Genomic DNA, 16,340 nt, shown 5'->3' on the forward strand with positions numbered 1-16,340 from the left:
GAAAGAACTTACCCGTCAAAAATCACGCTCGGAGCAGAAGAAAATGTTAACCAAAAATGGTGATGGAAAACTTGGAGAATATCAAGAATTCCCTGGAAAAGTTTAAAATGGAGGTTCTTCCTATTGTAATACTGATCAAGAAAGAAAATATTTCGGACGAATGTTGGGTAATATTAAAAGGCTACTTTGTTGAGGTTCATAAAGACTTTGACCAAAAACTAAAATCCCTTTACGCTGAAATATTAGGCTTGGAAATTTATCTCACAACTTTTTTGGACATGAGCCGTACTACGAAGGAGATTGTGCAAATCTTGAAATTTAAATCTGAAAATGTACAAATACAAAACACCGTCTAAAAAAGCTATTGGAACTAGTAAAAGAAGCCGATTTAAACCAATTTTGAAATGTACTATGAAAAAATTAATCCTATTACTGCTTTTGTCACCTTCACCGTGTATAGCACAAGTCACTATCACTGATAGTCTCACTAATATTCTAAAAAATATCCCAAGTGTTGAAGCGAAAATGGATACGTTAGCAACACTTTATAACAATGCTATCTATAGCGACCCAAAAAAAGCATTAGTCTACGTGCAAAAAAGACTTTCGATAGCAGACTCGACCAATTTAAAAAAATATGTAATGGATTCTTACCATCTTCTAGGATCCAATCATAATTACCTTGGCAATATGGACTCCTCAATATTTTATCATAAGAGAACCAAGGAACTTGCACTCGAGTTAAAGGATGATAGAACGTTAGCAATGGCTTTATCAGACATAGGAAATCATTACGGACTGTACGGAGAGTATGAAAAATCCTTTGAAACCTATGAAGAAGCCATTGAATTGTTTAAGAAAGTGAATGACTATGTAAGATTTGGTGTTACTACTGGCCATTTAGGAACAATTCATATGACCAAGGGTAATTACAATATTGCACAATTAAAATTTTCAAAAGCGCTACAAATTTTGGATACTTTAGATACGGAACCATATATGCAGGCTGATATCTTGCGGAAAATTGGCCACATACAGTACAATCTTAAAAATTATCAAGAGTCGATTGATTATTATGAAAAAGCTCTAAAGGTATATTTGGCGACCGATGACAATGTTTTTGCAGCTGAAGCTTATATAGATATAGGGGCTTCCTTCTTGGATATGGGGGAAAAAGAAATGGCGATAAGCAATTTTAAATATGCTATTGAACTTTGCGAAAAGTACAATTTGGAAGGCACTGCTGCCGTAGGTTATACGAATTTGGGCGGGGCTTACATAAAAACTGGTCAATATAATTTGGCACGAGAATACTTAGACAAAAGTTGGGACTTTCACAAAAATAAGGGCTTCATAAATAATAGAATTCAAATTTTACAGAATAAGGCTGAACTGTATTTAGGCAAACAGGATATAATCAAAAGCCTATCTTATACGAATACTGCTTTAAAAATTGCCGATTCTGTTAAGTCTTTGGATTATCAGTCCAATCTACGCCTTTTTAGATCCAAACTGCACGAAGCCTTAAGTAATGAGTCGTTGGCTCTAGAGGATAGAAAATCATACGAAATCTATAAGGATAGTATCTATGACCTTAAAAAGACCAATCAAATCGAAGAATTAAAAACTATATATGAGACCGAAAAAAAGAAGCCGAAATTGCATTAAAAGAAGAAGAAATTGATACGTTGAATGAAAAGGCTAAGGTAGATAAATTAACAAAGGGCCTATATGCCGGAGGAGCCCTTTCTGGTGTTGCTTTATCCGGGTTACTATTTTTTGGTTTCCGTCAGCGAATCAAAAAAAATAGGATTGAAAGGGAAAAACAAGAAGAAATTTTTAAACAGGAAATCGAACATAAAAAGAAAGAATTAACTAGTCAAACCCTTCATTTGGTTCAGAAAAATACCTTTATACAAGAGTTAATGGAAAACCTAGAGAATATTAAAAAGTCTCCGGAACTTTTTAAAACCCAGTTTAGACGTATTGTTATGCTCCTTAAAAAGGAGAATGCTTCTGACAAGGATTGGGAAGTTTTTAAAACCTACTTCGCTGAGGTTCATAACGACTTTGACCAGAAATTAAAGACCCTCTACGCCGATATCTCTGAAAAAGAGATACGACTAGCCGCTTTTTTACGAATGAATTTGACCACCAAGGAGATTGCGGCCACCTTAAATGTGTTGCCCGATAGTATTTTAAAGTCAAAATATCGATTGAAAAAGAAGTTAAATTTAGATAAGGAGACTGATTTGACCACTTTCTTAAATACTTTATAAATTTTAGGTGCAAGTTACGACCTGACGTATCTTTACAGTGTGGAAGAACCTAAAAAAATAGTATTGTTTGATGGTGTTTGCAATCTGTGTAATGACGCCATCCAGTTCGTCATAAAAAGGGACAAAGAAGACAAGTTTCGCTTTGCGGCCTTGCAATCCGAAATAGGTCAGAATTTGGTGGCAGAACGCGGAATAGATACTTCTAAGGTCGATTCCATCATTTTAATCGACCCGGGTGTGGCCTACTACACTAAATCTGAAGCTGCTTTGGAAATTGGAACCGAATTAAAAGGCTATCGAACCCTTTCCAATATTTTACGGCTGATTCCCAGTAGTTTATCAAATATCGTATACGATTTTATTGCAAGAAATCGCTATAAATGGTACGGTAAAAAAGAGTCCTGTATGATTCCAACTCCGGAATTGCAAGCCAAATTCCTTTAGTTTTTCAATTTCATTGCATTACTAAGATTCGCTAACAAGTTATTTGGAATATCCTTCATTTTAAATATTCGCCGTATGGACGAAAAAATAATACTAGTGGCCAGGACTGGATTTGTGGCCAAAGGAATGGTCCATTTGTTTACTGAGGTCTTCGCTTTTTAGCCACGTTTCACTTGGGAGGACAAAAGGCAGGTAAGTTGCAAGTCATCGATTTTTTGGAAAATCAACCATTCGGGAAAGTAATTCTAGGGGCACTTGGCTTTGTGCTTTGCTAAGTGCTTTAGCGGTTTATTCGAACCTAGAAAACTCAGGAAAAATTAGGCTTGACACCAAAGGAGAGAGATTAAGCGCATAAACTATTTTTATAAGTGGACTTATTTATATGGGGCTTGGTATTGTTTTTTGCGTTAAAAATTTCTCAAAGAGCACTGCCGGAGGTCCAAAATCGTTTATGATACCGGCCGATTTACAAGGGATAGGGCTCATTGCCGCCGGAATAGCATGCTACGGCATTTCCAAGTTTACTATGGCATAATACTGTTGTTTGAAATAACATTACGTATTGATATGCAATAAATTACCAGAAGAGATTTAAAAATCGTATACGATTTTAGGATATTGGGAATGACTAATGCTTTGATAAGCATGCCTGAATTTCACTACATTTTGTTAGGTAATTACCTTTATGAAAAAATCTTTTCCAGTTTCCCAGCTGTAATTAATAACCATATCCATTTTGAAGGTATGAGATGGTAAAAAAAATTAAAGGGAGTGGATTGCAAAGCAGCCAATATGAAATACAACCCCAACCTAAATACTATTCTTTTCTATATACTTCATCCAAGTGGTCGTCCCAATTTTGAACCTTGGGCTTTCCTAATTTTCCAACAGATTTGGCCACCATCATGGCCACTGTGGCATCTCCTGTAACGTTCACAACGGTCCTACACATATCCAAGGGTCTGTCCACCGCAAAAATCAATGCAAGACCAATTGCCAATTTATCTGGAGGGAAACCGATGGATTCCAGAACGATAACCAGCATCACCATTCCTGCACCCGGCACCGCAGCCGAACCGATAGAGGCCAACAAAGCCGTTAGAACAATCGTAAGCTGATCTGCAAAGGTCAGGTCAAAACTTAAGGCCTGTGCTATAAAAACGGCCGCAACACCTTGGTATAGACTGGTCCCGTCCATATTTATTGTGGCGCCTACAGGTAGCACAAAGCTGGAAACCTCTTTATCCACGCCAATATGCTCTTCCACCCTTTCCATGGTTACGGGCAAGGTTGCCGCACTGGAGCTTGTTGAAAAAGCCAACAATTGGGCTGGACTTATTTTACTCAGAAAGGTTAACGGGTTATACCGAGTAAACGTTGATACTACCAAGCAATAAAATCCAATCATTAGACCGAGGCCCAGAACCACCACACCTGCATATTTCAAAAGAGCGTACAATAAATCGGGGTCTCCGGAAGAAACCACGACGTTCGCCAGTAAAGCAAAAACCGCTACCGGAGCGGTCAACATGATCAAATCCACCATCTTCAAGACTACATCATTTAACGAATCGAAGAAGTCCTTGAGCGGCTTTGCCCTTTTTTCACCAATCAACAGCATAGAGATTCCCAAGAAAATGGTGAAGAAAATAACCTGCAACATCAGGCTATTATCGCCCAGGGCATTAAAGGCATTATCCGGCACCATGTCCTGTAAAAATTGTAAAGGTCCGCTATCCTTTTGACGAGAGGCCTCTTCCAGTTTTGAAGTTACCCCGCTGTCATTAGAATAAGTCTCCGTGAGTTTAGTGATTGTTTCCTCAGAAATACCAATACCTGGTTTTAAAACATTTACAAGAAGAAGACCAATGGTAATAGCGACCACGGTAGTACTAATATAAATGCCAATCGTACGCAGACCGATATTACGAAACTTGGAAATATCCTTTAAATCCGAGATGCCCTTGACCAAGGATGCCAAAATAAGTGGTATGGCGATAAGTTTTAAAAGTTTTACGAAGATGGTGCCTAACGGATTGATCCAATCGTTTACAAAATCTGCTCCCCATTCCAATTGGGTCATAGCGAACCCAAAAAGAATACCCAAAACCATTCCGATTAGGATTTTCCAGTGTAATTCCAGTTTCTTCATATAAAAATTTTAATCCGGGTAAGATACCATATTGAAACGAAACCCCGTAATTGGCTTCTATAATTTTATTGTTCGGTTGAGTAAGGCATAGTCCGCCAAAACTAAAGCCGTCATGGCTTCCACGATAGGGACGGCCCTTGGAACCACACAAGGGTCATGCCTGCCCTTTCCTTGGGTTTGGACCTTATTCCCTTCTTTATTAATAGTTTCGTAGGCCTGTATGATGGTGGCCACGGGCTTAAATGCGACATTGAAATAGATATCCATTCCGTTGCTTATTCCTCCTTGCACACCTCCACTGTGATTAGTCTTTGTGGACCCGTCGGTATTGAACTGGTCATTATGTTGACTACCCTTCATTTTCACTCCTTCAAAGCCACTACCGTATTCAAAGCCCTTTACCGCATTTATAGAGAGCATAGCTTTCCCTAGTTCCGCGTGAAGTTTATCAAAAACCGGTTCTCCCAATCCAACAGGCACGTTTTTGGCAACGCAGGTAATTATTCCGCCAATGGTATCCCCATCCTTTTTAACGGATTTGATATACTCCTCCATTCTAGCGGCAGTTTCAGGGTCAGGACAACGTACGGCATTGGACTCCGTTAACGATAAATCCAAATCTAGATAGCTCTTCTCCAGTTTCATGTCACCTACCTGAGATACGAAGGCATTAATTTCTACGTCTTTCAAGAATTGCTTGGCTATGGCACCGGCCACTACCCTACTCGCCGTTTCCCGAGCTGAACTACGCCCACCCCCACGGTAGTCCCTAAAGCCATATTTCTTATCATATACGTAATCGGCATGGGAAGGTCGGTACGAATCCTTTATATGACCATAGTCCTTGGATTTCTGATTGGTGTTATGAATAGCAAATCCGATAGGAGTGCCGGTGGTCTTACCTTCAAAAATTCCAGAAAAAAATTCCACTTCGTCCGGTTCCTTTCGCTGTGTTACAATTGCTGATTGACCTGGTTTTCTCCGGTTTAAATCCCGTTGTATAGCTTCAAGGTCGATTTCCAAGCCTGATGGACATCCATCTAAAACACCGCCTATTGCGACGCCATGTGATTCCCCAAAAGTTGTTATTTTAAAAAGGTTTCCGAAGGTATTTCCTGCCATTGGTTTGGTTAAATGTGAGTAGCAAAGGTAAATCTTAAATTATTGTCTTCAAAAATGGCAAAACCACTTTAAGCCAAAGCCTCCTTGAGTATACTTACTGGGTGTTTGGCCATCCTTTTTGTACCGTCAAAAATTTGATGTCTGCAACTGGTTCCGTTAGCAGCTATTATTGTTTTTGGATTAGCCTTGGTAACTGCCGGAAATAGCGTTAACCCTCCAATTTTCATACTCACTTCATAATGCTCTTGCTCATATCCGAACGAACCGGCCATACCACAGCATCCGGAAGGTATTATAGTCACCTTATAATTTTTTGGAAGATTTAGGACATCAAACGTAACTTTTTGATTACTTAATGCTTTTTGATGGCAATGGTTATGAATTTTAACGTCTTTTGCATCCTCTGTGAACATTGAGGCATCCAAAATACCCTTTTCAATTTCGCTGGATAGAAACTCTTCAATCAAAAAACTGTTGTTTGCGATGGCTTCAGCCGTTTTAGTATTATCCGTCATGCGTTTATACTCATCCCTAAAGGATAATATGGCGGAGGGTTCCAAACCTAGAACCGGCCATCCCTTTTCCGCAAATACCTTTAGGTTTTCGCTGTTCTGTTCGGCCAGTTTTTTTGCTTGTTTTAAGAACCCTTTGGATAGGTAAGTTCGACCACTTTCTGCATAAAAAAGCTCCACCTCATAACCAAGTTTGGACAAGAGTTCAATAGCGTCCTTACCTACTTCAATGTCCAGGTAGCGTGTAAACTCATCAATATACAACACCACTTTTTTTAATTCTTTAATACTCTTATTGTCAATATTCTGTAAGTACCTATCGAAATTGAAACTATAAACTTTTGGAAGGCTCCTTTTCTGAGCTACCCCGCTTACACTCTTTAGAGCGCCTCCTAGAATAGAGGAATCGTAAACAGCATTCGTAAATCCCGCTACCTTGCTGCCTAGTCGGTTTAAACGGGTATTGTAGGCAAAAAGTTTGCTTCTTAGGGGATAGCCGTTTGCTTCCTGATATTGATAAAGAAATTCCGCTTTCAAGGTTGCCACGTCCACATTACTTGGGCATTCACTGGCGCAAGCCTTGCAACTAAGGCACAAATCGAACACTTCCTTCAACTCCTTACTATCAAAAGCATTCTTTTTTTCTGGATGGGTAAGAAACTCTCTTAAAGCATTCGCCCGACCCCGAGTCGTGTCTTTCTCGTTTTTGGTGGCATGGTAGCTAGGACACATACCTCCGGACATATGATGCGTTTTTCTACAATCTCCACTACCATTACATTTTTCTGCAGCTTTAAGAATACCCTCACTATCAGAAAAGTCCAGCAACGTTTTTATCTCAGGTTCCTGTCGGTCTACTTCATATCGAAAAGACTCATCCATGGGATACGGGTCCACTATTTTACCGGGATTGAAAATATTGTTCGGGTCAAAATAAGATTTAACACGTCTGAGCAATTCATAATTCTTTTCACCCACCATTAATGAAATGAACTCCGCCCGTACAATGCCATCGCCATGTTCTCCACTAAAGGAACCCCTATATTTTTTCGTCAATTTGGCTACATCCGTGGTAATGGCACGAAAAAGGGAGACATCCGTTGATTTTTTAAGGTTAAGAATAGGTCTTAAATGCAACTCCCCTGCTCCGGCATGTGCATAATAAACGGCTTTTTGCCCATATCCTTTCATGATTTGGGAGAACTCTCCGATAAAGTCCTTCAGGTCTTCGAGTGCTACGGCCGTATCTTCAATACAAGCAACAGCCTTCATATCACCAACTATATTCCCGAGAAGTCCAAGACCCGCTTTTCTTAATTCGATAGCCTTTCCGATATCATCCCCAAAAAGCACGGGGCTGGAATAGCTCAGCCCAGATTTTTTAATTGTGTTTAATAAGTTGTCAATGGATGTCTTCAATTCTTCTTCGTTATGAGCGCTTACCTGAAGCATCAAAAGTGCCTCCGGATCTCCGTCCACGAAAAATCGATTGGCCATCTGCGCCCTATTGTTCTTAGTGCAGTCCAAAATCACCCTATCCATCATCTCACAGAGCTGTAATGGATGTTCCATAACCGGGGCTACATCCATAAGACAATCTTCCAAGGTTCGATAATGCGTTACGACCATGGCGGATAGCGCTGGTGGCAAGTCGTCCAATTGTAAAGTTATCTCTGTAGTAAAGGCCAGGGTGCCTTCACTTCCAGCCAGCAGTTTGGATAGGTTTAGTCCCGCTTCGGGCCCTCCAAAAACCTCATATTTTAAGAGTTCGTCCACGGCATAACCAGTGTTACGGCGATGGATTTCAGGTTTTGGGAAATTCTCTATTATTTCCTTTGCTATTTCCTTATTAATTAATTCTTTATATATATTCTTATAAAGTGATGATTCAAAATTATTACCATTCTGTTTTGAGTTAAAATCCTCTAATTCCAGTGTTCCAAACTCCGCTTCACTGCCATCGGATAGAATAGTTTTTAAGGATAGCACCTTATCCCTGGTTACACCATACTGTATGGAAGTAGTACCTGATGAATTATTTCCCACCATACCCCCTATCATACATCGATTGGACGTTGAGGTGTTGGGTCCAAAAAATAATCCATGAGGTTTTAGAAATTGGTTCAATTCATCACGGATAACACCCGGTTGTACAGTAACCTGCTTTTTGGTTTTATCCAATGCAATTATCTCCGTGAAATGTTTAGATACATCCACTACGATTCCATCGCCGACGCATTGCCCAGCCAAGGAAGTTCCTGCAGTTCTAGGAATAAGTCCCACTTTATGGGTTTTCGCAAAATGAACCAACCGCTTTATGTCTTCATTAGTTTTTGGAAAAGCCACCGCCATTGGTATTTTACGGTATACTGAAGCATCTGTAGCGTAAAGGACTTTCAAAAGTTTGTCCGTTCGTAACTCTCCCTCTAATCCTTCTTCTAAGTGCGTTAAAATTTTATCCGTCAACTGTGCGCAATTTTAATCACGAAAATAAGTTTTATTGATTGAGCTCAACACTTTAAAAGCTAATTTTTAACTTTGAACACTAAATGTTAACATATGAAAATTTTAAATTTTTTATCAGTAATTCTAATGTTTGTATGCATCTCTGCAGGTGCTCAGGATATTTCCGACCATGCTTTAGGCCTTAGATTGGGTGATAGCGATGGTTTTGGCGCAGAAGTTTCCTATCAAAAATCGCTTGGTAGAGCTAATCGATTAGAGCTTGACCTTGGTTGGAGGGACAGTCGAAACTTTGATGCATTTAAATTGGCTGCGCTCTATCAATGGGTAAGGCCTATTGAAGGCGGTTTTAATTGGTATTATGGCGTAGGTGGCGGTGTAGGAAGTGTAGACTTTGCTCCTGTATTCAACTCAGATGACGATGGCGGTGTATTTGTTTTTGCAGCGGGCGATATCGGAATTGAATACAACTTTGATATTCCTCTCTTACTTTCTTTGGATTTTAGACCAGAATTAGGGGTTCTTGGTTACGATGGATTCTCGGATAATTTCGATTTTGATATTGGGTTAGGTATTCGCTATCAGTTCTAAGAAAAAATCTTTAATACAAAAGACCCCTGCCGTAATGGTAGGGGTCTTTTTTTATGTTCCAATATATAAGTACCTTTGCGCTGATTTAATTCAAAAATTTATGAAAAATTGTTTGCTAATTGTAGGGATTACCTTGCTCATGTTCGGTTGTAATCAAGAACCGGATGGATATATCATCGAAGGGTCCTTGCGAGGAGAATTTGAAGAGGGGACCAATGTGTTTTTAAAGAAAATAGGCGATGATAATCAACCCGTCGAAGTAGATACCGCTAAAATATCAGAGGGTCAGTTTCAGTTCAAGGGCGTTTCCAACGCACCGGAGCTACATTATATTTTTGTAGATGAAACACCAGGGTATACCGCTGTAATCTTGGAAAATGGCACTATTGAATTCAATGCCCAAAAAGATAGCTTAGGTTTTGCTGAAATTAAGGGAACGCCCCAGAATGATGTATTCGCAGACTATCTTGAAAAATCACGGGAACTCTCTAGTAGACGATTGGCAATCCAAAAGGATATGCAGGAAGCGTCGGGTCAAGAAGCCGTTATCACTGGTCTAAGGGACGAGATGGAGGAATTGATTGAAGAGTACAAAGGTTTTGAAGTGACTTATATTGAAAAAAATCCAGGTGCATTGATATCTGCCCTTCTTTTAGATCGTGCCATTGCAACCAAAGGATTGCCAAGTGATGAAATAGAAAAACTTTATAATGCACTTTCCCAAGAAATTAAGGATTCCAAACCTGGACAACGTGTTATGAATGGATTGGAAGCGTTAAAGAAAGCTGAAGAATCCAATAAAAGTACCGAAATAGGCGCCAAGGCACCTGAATTTTCAGGTCCTAATCCCGATGGAAAGACCATTGCGTTATCCGATGTAATGGGTAAGGTTACTTTAATAGACTTTTGGGCGGCATGGTGCCGACCTTGTAGAGCGGAAAACCCCAATGTAGTAGCCGTCTACAATAAATACCATGACAAAGGTTTGAATGTTATAGGAGTATCTTTGGATAGAACGGCCGAGGCCTGGAAAAAAGCCATTGCCGATGATGGACTGGAATGGAACCACATTTCCAATGTTGCTTATTTTGATGATCAAATCGCAAAACTTTACAACGTTGATGCTATTCCCGCTGCTTTTCTTTTGGATGAAAATGGGGTTATAGTAGCTAAAAATTTAAGGGGACCGGCCTTAGAGGAAAAGGTCGCCGAATTATTGAATTAGAAGAAATAACTTTAAAAAACTAAAAGCCCGAACAGTTTAACTGTTCGGGCTTTCTTTTTTTGGTTAAGTTATTACCTTTAGAACTTATTCTTAATATCGAAGAAAGTACCGCTTACTACAACTTCACCGTTTCTAATTACACTTCCGAAGATATTGACGACAGAGCTCTCCCCTATGAATTCTAAAGTGGCGCCATCGTTCAGTACCAAATCTCCATAAATTGAAAGATTCCCTTCTACACGCATGGTTCCGCCAGTATCTACCGTAACGTCACGTCTTCTATTGTTACGTCCAACCACAAAAGTTCCGTTCATATCAAATGAAGCATCGGCATTTATATTTGCATGCTCCTTGACCGTCCAAGATCCGCATAATAAGAGCTGACCATTTACATCAAAGGAATTGAAACGTTTCGCACCTCTGTATGCCAAATCTTCCCCTTCATTAATGATAAGATTTGCAGAAACCTCATAAATAGGAAGCGAATTACAAGTGGCCGTTAAGCTTTCATCCGGGCGATTCAATTTTATTATTTGCAATCCCTCCTTACCAGAGGCGGCAAATATATAATCTCCTTTGGAAGCCACATAGTTAATAGAACCTTCCAATTGAATTATACCAACCAACTCAGTGTTATCCTGTTGTTCTTCCGACAAACAAAGTCCGGCTCCACCATTGGCCATAAGAAGTACCTCTTCATTGCCGGCAACAGCGTTTGTTACTATATCCGAACCGTCTACATTGTCTGGGCTTATTAAAATTGGCACATACTCTACAAAATTTCCCGTAGCAGCATTATAAACTCCTGCGCCCCTTGATCCTTCTGCTACAACAATATTTTCTCCATTAAAATCGAGTGTACGTTTTGTATTAACTCCAAAATCGGAATCAATTGCTATGTTGCTCACGACTCCTAGATTTTGATCCAGAATACTGATACCTTGACTTGCGTCCAAAACTGCTATGCTGTTATCCTTAACGGCTACCGAACGTAAGTCCATGAAGGCGGCTTCATTTACAGTTGTTAAGTCAGATTTGTTATAGATAGTCACAAAACCTTCTTGACCACTGGTTACAATAACCTGAGAAGCAGTCACTTCTATGTCTGTTGCATTAAAGCCTTCTTGAAATCCGTAGACAATACCTGCATCTAAGTTAAAGCTTCCATTAGAAGCCATAATTTTTGCCACAAAAGAATTTGAAGTCGCCGTTACTGATCTTTCCGCATCGACCCCTCCTGCTAAATACACAAAGCCGTTATCATATCTAAGCGCATTTATATCAGCGTTCGAATAATAAAGTCTAGAAGTTACCCTAGGATTAGTAGGGTCGCTGATATTTATAATATCCACGCCACCAACATAACCTTCGGCCACTGTATTATACGACACATAGGCATAGTCTCCTGAGACATCCACATGGGAAGCAGTCAGATTCTCCCCTCCATTAAAGGAGGGTACATCAACTTGGGCCACCAATGTCAATGGATAATCACCGGCTGTTTCATTTTTTGCGGATAAGGCTGATTTTCCAGTAACGGTAGCCTCATCCAATATGTCCAATACACCTGCCTTATCGTAAACTACGCTGTTCTCCAGTACAGTTTCATTGGTTTCAACCCTAAGATTTTCTTGAGGATCTTCATTATAAACTGTAGTTTCATCACTACATGAAACTATCAAAAGAAAAGGGATTAATAATAAAATGTAAAATCTTTTCATAATAAGCTACTTCAGATTTGGTTAAATAAGTCCTACAAGAACGAACCAATTCCTTTTCTCTTATTTAGTACTGAGGTTTTTCGATGAACTGCAGCATTTGTCTACTAAACAACGTAAAATGTGGTGAAAATCCTTTTCTCTCTATATTTTTCCTAGCTTTTCCAGTACAAACAGGAGTACTATTGGTAAAGCCAAAAGAATGACCATTAAGGTATCGGTCTGCAGAAGACTTGGTAGGAAGATAAGTGTAGTAGCATAACCCCCTATAGCCCCACCAAAATGAGCCGTGTGGCCAATATTCCCCAAACGGCTTTTCATACCGTAGATAGAATACAACAAATAGCCAATTCCTAAAACATAAGCAGGAATGGGAATGGGAATGAACATGATGCCCAAGCTATCATTAGGCTGCAATAGAATCGCAGCATATAAAATACCGGTTACTGCTCCACTTGCACCCACCGCACTGTAATAGGGCTCGTTTTTATGAAAGAACAGCGCCAATAGGCTTCCGGCCAAGAGGCTTATAAAATAGATGATAATGAACTTTCCGGGACCGAACCAGCTTATGACCACATCGGCAAAAAAGTATAGGGTAAACATGTTAAAAAAGAGGTGCGCAATGTCCACATGTAAAAATCCGGATGTTACCATACGCTCTTTCTGACCTGCTTTTATGGCCCCAATACCAAACTTGTACCTATCAAAGAAATAAGAATCATTAAAACCTTTTAAGGAAACTAGGATATTGGCTGCGATAACGGCAATAGTGGCAATGTGCAGGTCGTTCATTGTAAGCGTGATGTTTGGATTCAAATATAGCTATATTTGCCCTTATATTTTAACACATGCAATTCCTAATATTTATTCTGGTATACCCATTTTTATGGGTTATCTCTATTTTACCGTACCGATTGTTTTATGGCTTCTCGGATGTAGTTTTTTTCATAGTTTATTATGTGGTTGGCTATCGAAGGAAAGTAGTGCAGAATAATTTGAAACTGGTCTTTCCGGAGAAAGAACCCTCTGAAATACGTCGTATTGAAAAAGCCTTTTTTAGACATATGTGCGATATGTTTTTAGAAACGGTAAAAACCATGAATTTGTCCAAAGAAGATGTTCGCAAAAGGTATAAAGTTCTGAATATTGATGTACTGAGAGAACTGGAAAAGGAGCGGAGCATCCTGATCGTATGCTCACATTTTGCCAACTGGGAATGGAATGTAAGCATTAATAACTATGTGGATTCCAAGGGTTATGCGGTTTATCAGAAAATAGGAAACGTCTATTTTGATAATTTTATTAAAAAGGTCAGGGCGAGATGGAATACTACCTTAATTACGCAGCAACAAACCGTAACAACCGTTGTAAGGAATAAACGAGACGGTATAAAAGGAATTTTTGGTATGGTCAGCGATCAATCCCCACAGGCCCACAGGGCACAATATTGGACGGACTTCATGGGCATTCGGGTTCCCATTTTCAATGGCGCGGAAACCATGGCCCGTAAATTGGGACTAGCAGTAGTCTTCCTAAAAGTTAGTAAAGTAAAACGTGGATATTATCAGGCTGAGTTTATTACTATTACTGAAAATGGAAAGAATACCTCCGAAAATGAGATTACCGATACCTTTCTTAGATTAACGGAACAACAGATTCGCGAAAAACCGGAACATTACCTATGGACACATAAACGTTGGAAACACAGGGAAAAAGAGCCTGCTCCCTTTGCGAAAATCTCCTGACAATTTTACACTTTAAATACCAGCCACTTTCTTAATCTCTACAATAATCCTATCCGCCAAAGTATCGGCTTCTGCTTGACTCCTAGCCTCGGTATAAATTCGGATAATAGGCTCCGTATTGGATTTTCTTAGATGAACCCAGTTTTCGGCAAAATCGATTTTTACTCCATCGATAGTTGAAATTTCGTCATCCTTGTATTTTTCTGCCATCGCAGTTAAAATTCCATCCACATCTAATCCTGGTGTCAGCTGAATTTTCTTCTTACTCATAAAATAGCTCGGGTAACTTGCCCTGAGTTCGGCTACGGTTCCACCTTTTTCTGCCATTAACATCAAAAACAAAGCAGTACCTACCAAAGAATCGCGTCCGTAATGGCTTTCAGGATAAATGATTCCCCCGTTACCTTCACCACCTATTATGGCATTGTTCTCCTTCATTTTTGTAACCACATTCACCTCACCCACTGCAGCCGCTTCATATGAACCGCCATGTTTTTCGGTAATATCCCGCAAAGCCCGTGATGATGATAGGTTGGAGACGGTATTTCCTTTAGTTTTACCTAGCACATAGTCAGCACAGGCAACTAAAGTATACTCTTCTCCGAACATCTCCCCATCGTTACTTATAAAAGCCAAACGATCCACATCTGGATCTACCACAATCCCAAAATCGGCCTTTTCCTTAACCACCAATTCACAGATGTCCTTCAAATGCTCTTTTAATGGTTCAGGATTATGTGGAAAGTGTCCTGTTGGGTCACAATACAGTTCCACCACTTCCACACCCAATTCCTTTAGAAGCTTTGGAATGGCAATACCTCCCGTGGAATTGACTCCATCAACGACAACTTTAAATTTTACCTTGCGTATAACATCAGCCTCTACTAAGGATAGATTTAAGACTTCATCAATATGGATATCGATATAACTATCGTTCCTGATAATTTCGCCCAAATCATCCACTTCGGAAAAATCGAAAGCTTCCTCCTCAGCGATTTCCAATATTTTTGCGCCTTGGGCAGCATCTAAGAACTCGCCTTTTTCGTTTAGCAGCTTTAAAGCGTTCCACTGCTTGGGATTGTGACTCGCGGTCAAGATAATACCTCCATCCGCCTTCTCTAAGGGTACGGCAATTTCAACCGTAGGGGTGGTGGACAGGTCTAAATCAATGACATCGATACCAAGGCCCACCAAGGTGGAAACCACTAAATTTTGAATCATTTCCCCGGATAAACGGGCATCACGTCCAATGACAACTTTCAATTTATCCTTTTTAGAATAACCCTTTAACCATATCCCGTACGAAGCGGCAAACTTCACCGCATCAATAGGAGTTAAATTGTCTCCGGGCTTCCCCCCTATGGTGCCCCTTATTCCAGAAATAGATTTGATTAGTGTCATATATTCAATTAAGTTTCTGCAAATATAAAGGTCTGTTATCAATTGAGAGTTTAGCAATTCGTAAATTCGGCCTTACTTTAATATCCTCGGTCAATGAACTTTCTTGCCCACATTTACTTATCATTCAACGACCCAGAAATTACCATCGGGAATTTTATCGCCGACAGTATTAGGGGGAATAGGTTCAAGCATCTGCCGCCAAGAATTCAAAAAGGTATTAAGCTGCACCGTCAAATCGATACATATACGGATATGCATCCCATTCCAAAAATTAGTAGCAAGAGACTTCATTTAAACTATAGTCATTACAGCCGAGTAATAGTAGATATCTATTACGATCACTTTTTGGCTAAGAATTGGACCAATTATTCCGATGTCCCATTGGAAATTTTTGTGAACAATTTCTATGACCTTTTAGAGGACCGTTACACTATTTTACCAGAAGGAGTCAAACGTATGATGCCCTATATGATTGCCGATAACTGGATTTACAATTACGCAAAAATGGAAGGTATTGCCAAGGTTCTTAATGGTATGAACCGTAGGACAAAGAACAAATCTAAAATGAATTTCGCCATAGTAGACCTTGAGGAAAACTACGCCGATTTTGAAAAAGAATTCACGCAGTTTTTTGAGGAATTGATTATCTTTTCGCATCAAAAATTCAAATTACTCTAACTAAACC

Annotated in this window: 14 protein-coding genes; 8 read left to right on the plus strand and 6 right to left on the minus strand. The window is 39.6% G+C overall.

Features of this window, described 5'->3' with window-relative positions:
• The first annotated feature begins 62 nt into the window (after positions 1 to 62).
• The 4 genes from N8A89_RS17165 to N8A89_RS17180 are packed head-to-tail and all read left to right on the plus strand — an operon-like array spanning position 63 to position 2,723.
• Positions 63 to 356, plus strand: a complete 294-nt coding sequence (locus N8A89_RS17165; protein WP_281540305.1) for a hypothetical protein — start codon at positions 63 to 65, stop codon at positions 354 to 356.
• Between the two features lie 55 nt (positions 357 to 411).
• Positions 412 to 1,668 (plus strand): tetratricopeptide repeat protein, encoded by a 1,257-nt coding sequence (locus N8A89_RS17170; protein WP_289644648.1) that lies wholly within the window; start codon positions 412 to 414, stop codon positions 1,666 to 1,668.
• A 20-nt stretch (positions 1,669 to 1,688) separates the two neighbouring features.
• Entirely contained in the window at positions 1,689 to 2,279 is a 591-nt protein-coding gene (locus N8A89_RS17175; protein WP_289644650.1) for a helix-turn-helix transcriptional regulator, read from the plus strand.
• 39 nt (positions 2,280 to 2,318) lie between these two features.
• Complete coding sequence (locus tag N8A89_RS17180; protein WP_281540309.1) at positions 2,319 to 2,723, plus strand: thiol-disulfide oxidoreductase DCC family protein; 405 nt, start codon at positions 2,319 to 2,321, stop codon at positions 2,721 to 2,723.
• Positions 2,724 to 3,540: 817 nt separating this feature from the next.
• Here N8A89_RS17180 and N8A89_RS17185 read toward each other — a convergent pair.
• The 3 genes from N8A89_RS17185 to N8A89_RS17195 form a co-directional block, all read right to left on the minus strand.
• Positions 3,541 to 4,875: a dicarboxylate/amino acid:cation symporter gene (locus tag N8A89_RS17185; protein WP_281540310.1), complete on the minus strand. Its 1,335-nt coding sequence runs from the start codon at positions 4,873 to 4,875 to the stop codon at positions 3,541 to 3,543.
• A gap of 57 nt (positions 4,876 to 4,932) precedes the next feature.
• Positions 4,933 to 5,997: a chorismate synthase gene (aroC, locus tag N8A89_RS17190; protein WP_281540311.1), complete on the minus strand. Its 1,065-nt coding sequence runs from the start codon at positions 5,995 to 5,997 to the stop codon at positions 4,933 to 4,935.
• 68 nt (positions 5,998 to 6,065) lie between these two features.
• Positions 6,066 to 8,975, minus strand: a complete 2,910-nt coding sequence (locus tag N8A89_RS17195) for an FAD-binding and (Fe-S)-binding domain-containing protein (protein ID WP_289644653.1) — start codon at positions 8,973 to 8,975, stop codon at positions 6,066 to 6,068.
• 93 nt (positions 8,976 to 9,068) lie between these two features.
• On the opposite strand from N8A89_RS17195, the gene N8A89_RS17200 reads away from it, so the two are divergent.
• Positions 9,069 to 9,563, plus strand: coding sequence for a hypothetical protein (locus N8A89_RS17200; protein WP_281540312.1), 495 nt, complete (start codon positions 9,069 to 9,071; stop codon positions 9,561 to 9,563).
• A gap of 100 nt (positions 9,564 to 9,663) precedes the next feature.
• Positions 9,664 to 10,788: a TlpA disulfide reductase family protein gene (locus N8A89_RS17205; protein WP_281540313.1), complete on the plus strand. Its 1,125-nt coding sequence runs from the start codon at positions 9,664 to 9,666 to the stop codon at positions 10,786 to 10,788.
• A 77-nt stretch (positions 10,789 to 10,865) separates the two neighbouring features.
• Here N8A89_RS17205 and N8A89_RS17210 read toward each other — a convergent pair whose 3' ends face one another.
• Together N8A89_RS17210 and N8A89_RS17215 are read right to left on the minus strand one after the other, a co-directional pair.
• Positions 10,866 to 12,509, minus strand: a complete 1,644-nt coding sequence (locus N8A89_RS17210) for an LVIVD repeat-containing protein (RefSeq protein ID WP_281540314.1) — start codon at positions 12,507 to 12,509, stop codon at positions 10,866 to 10,868.
• A gap of 141 nt (positions 12,510 to 12,650) precedes the next feature.
• Positions 12,651 to 13,301 carry a rhomboid family intramembrane serine protease gene (locus tag N8A89_RS17215; RefSeq protein WP_281543310.1) on the minus strand — a complete coding sequence of 217 codons (651 nt, stop codon included), beginning with the start codon at positions 13,299 to 13,301 and terminating at the stop codon, positions 12,651 to 12,653.
• Positions 13,302 to 13,357: 56 nt separating this feature from the next.
• On the opposite strand from N8A89_RS17215, the gene N8A89_RS17220 reads away from it, so the two are divergent.
• Positions 13,358 to 14,254, plus strand: coding sequence for a lysophospholipid acyltransferase family protein (locus N8A89_RS17220; protein WP_281540315.1), 897 nt, complete (start codon positions 13,358 to 13,360; stop codon positions 14,252 to 14,254).
• Between the two features lie 12 nt (positions 14,255 to 14,266).
• Here the strand turns inward: N8A89_RS17220 and glmM are convergent, their stop codons facing one another.
• The gene (gene glmM, locus N8A89_RS17225) at positions 14,267 to 15,655 is read right to left on the minus strand and encodes a phosphoglucosamine mutase (RefSeq protein WP_289644666.1); all 1,389 of its coding nucleotides are present in this window, start codon (positions 15,653 to 15,655) and stop codon (positions 14,267 to 14,269) included.
• Positions 15,656 to 15,748: 93 nt separating this feature from the next.
• Here glmM and N8A89_RS17230 point away from each other — a divergent pair, with 93 nt between their 5' ends.
• Positions 15,749 to 16,333 carry an acyl carrier protein phosphodiesterase gene (locus tag N8A89_RS17230; protein WP_281540316.1) on the plus strand — a complete coding sequence of 195 codons (585 nt, stop codon included), beginning with the start codon at positions 15,749 to 15,751 and terminating at the stop codon, positions 16,331 to 16,333.
• Positions 16,334 to 16,340: the final 7 nt, after the last annotated feature.

The sequence above is a fragment of the Maribacter aestuarii genome (assembly GCF_027474845.2).
Classification (GTDB): Bacteria; Bacteroidota; Bacteroidia; order Flavobacteriales; family Flavobacteriaceae; genus Maribacter; species Maribacter aestuarii.

What these genes read in the sequence shown, in the direction of transcription:
- N8A89_RS17165 (WP_281540305.1), top strand. Translation starts at nt 63, where the DNA reads ATGGAAAACTTGGAGAATATCAAGAATTCCCTGGAAAAGTTTAAAATG.
- N8A89_RS17170 (WP_289644648.1), top strand. Translation starts at nt 412, where the DNA reads ATGAAAAAATTAATCCTATTACTGCTTTTGTCACCTTCACCGTGTATA.
- N8A89_RS17185 (WP_281540310.1), bottom strand. Translation starts at nt 4,875, where the DNA reads ATGAAGAAACTGGAATTACACTGGAAAATCCTAATCGGAATGGTTTTG.
- aroC (WP_281540311.1), bottom strand. Translation starts at nt 5,997, where the DNA reads ATGGCAGGAAATACCTTCGGAAACCTTTTTAAAATAACAACTTTTGGG.
- N8A89_RS17200 (WP_281540312.1), top strand. Translation starts at nt 9,069, where the DNA reads ATGAAAATTTTAAATTTTTTATCAGTAATTCTAATGTTTGTATGCATC.
- N8A89_RS17205 (WP_281540313.1), top strand. Translation starts at nt 9,664, where the DNA reads ATGAAAAATTGTTTGCTAATTGTAGGGATTACCTTGCTCATGTTCGGT.
- N8A89_RS17210 (WP_281540314.1), bottom strand. Translation starts at nt 12,509, where the DNA reads ATGAAAAGATTTTACATTTTATTATTAATCCCTTTTCTTTTGATAGTT.
- N8A89_RS17215 (WP_281543310.1), bottom strand. Translation starts at nt 13,301, where the DNA reads ATGAACGACCTGCACATTGCCACTATTGCCGTTATCGCAGCCAATATC.
- N8A89_RS17220 (WP_281540315.1), top strand. Translation starts at nt 13,358, where the DNA reads ATGCAATTCCTAATATTTATTCTGGTATACCCATTTTTATGGGTTATC.
- glmM (WP_289644666.1), bottom strand. Translation starts at nt 15,655, where the DNA reads ATGACACTAATCAAATCTATTTCTGGAATAAGGGGCACCATAGGGGGG.
- N8A89_RS17230 (WP_281540316.1), top strand. Translation starts at nt 15,749, where the DNA reads ATGAACTTTCTTGCCCACATTTACTTATCATTCAACGACCCAGAAATT.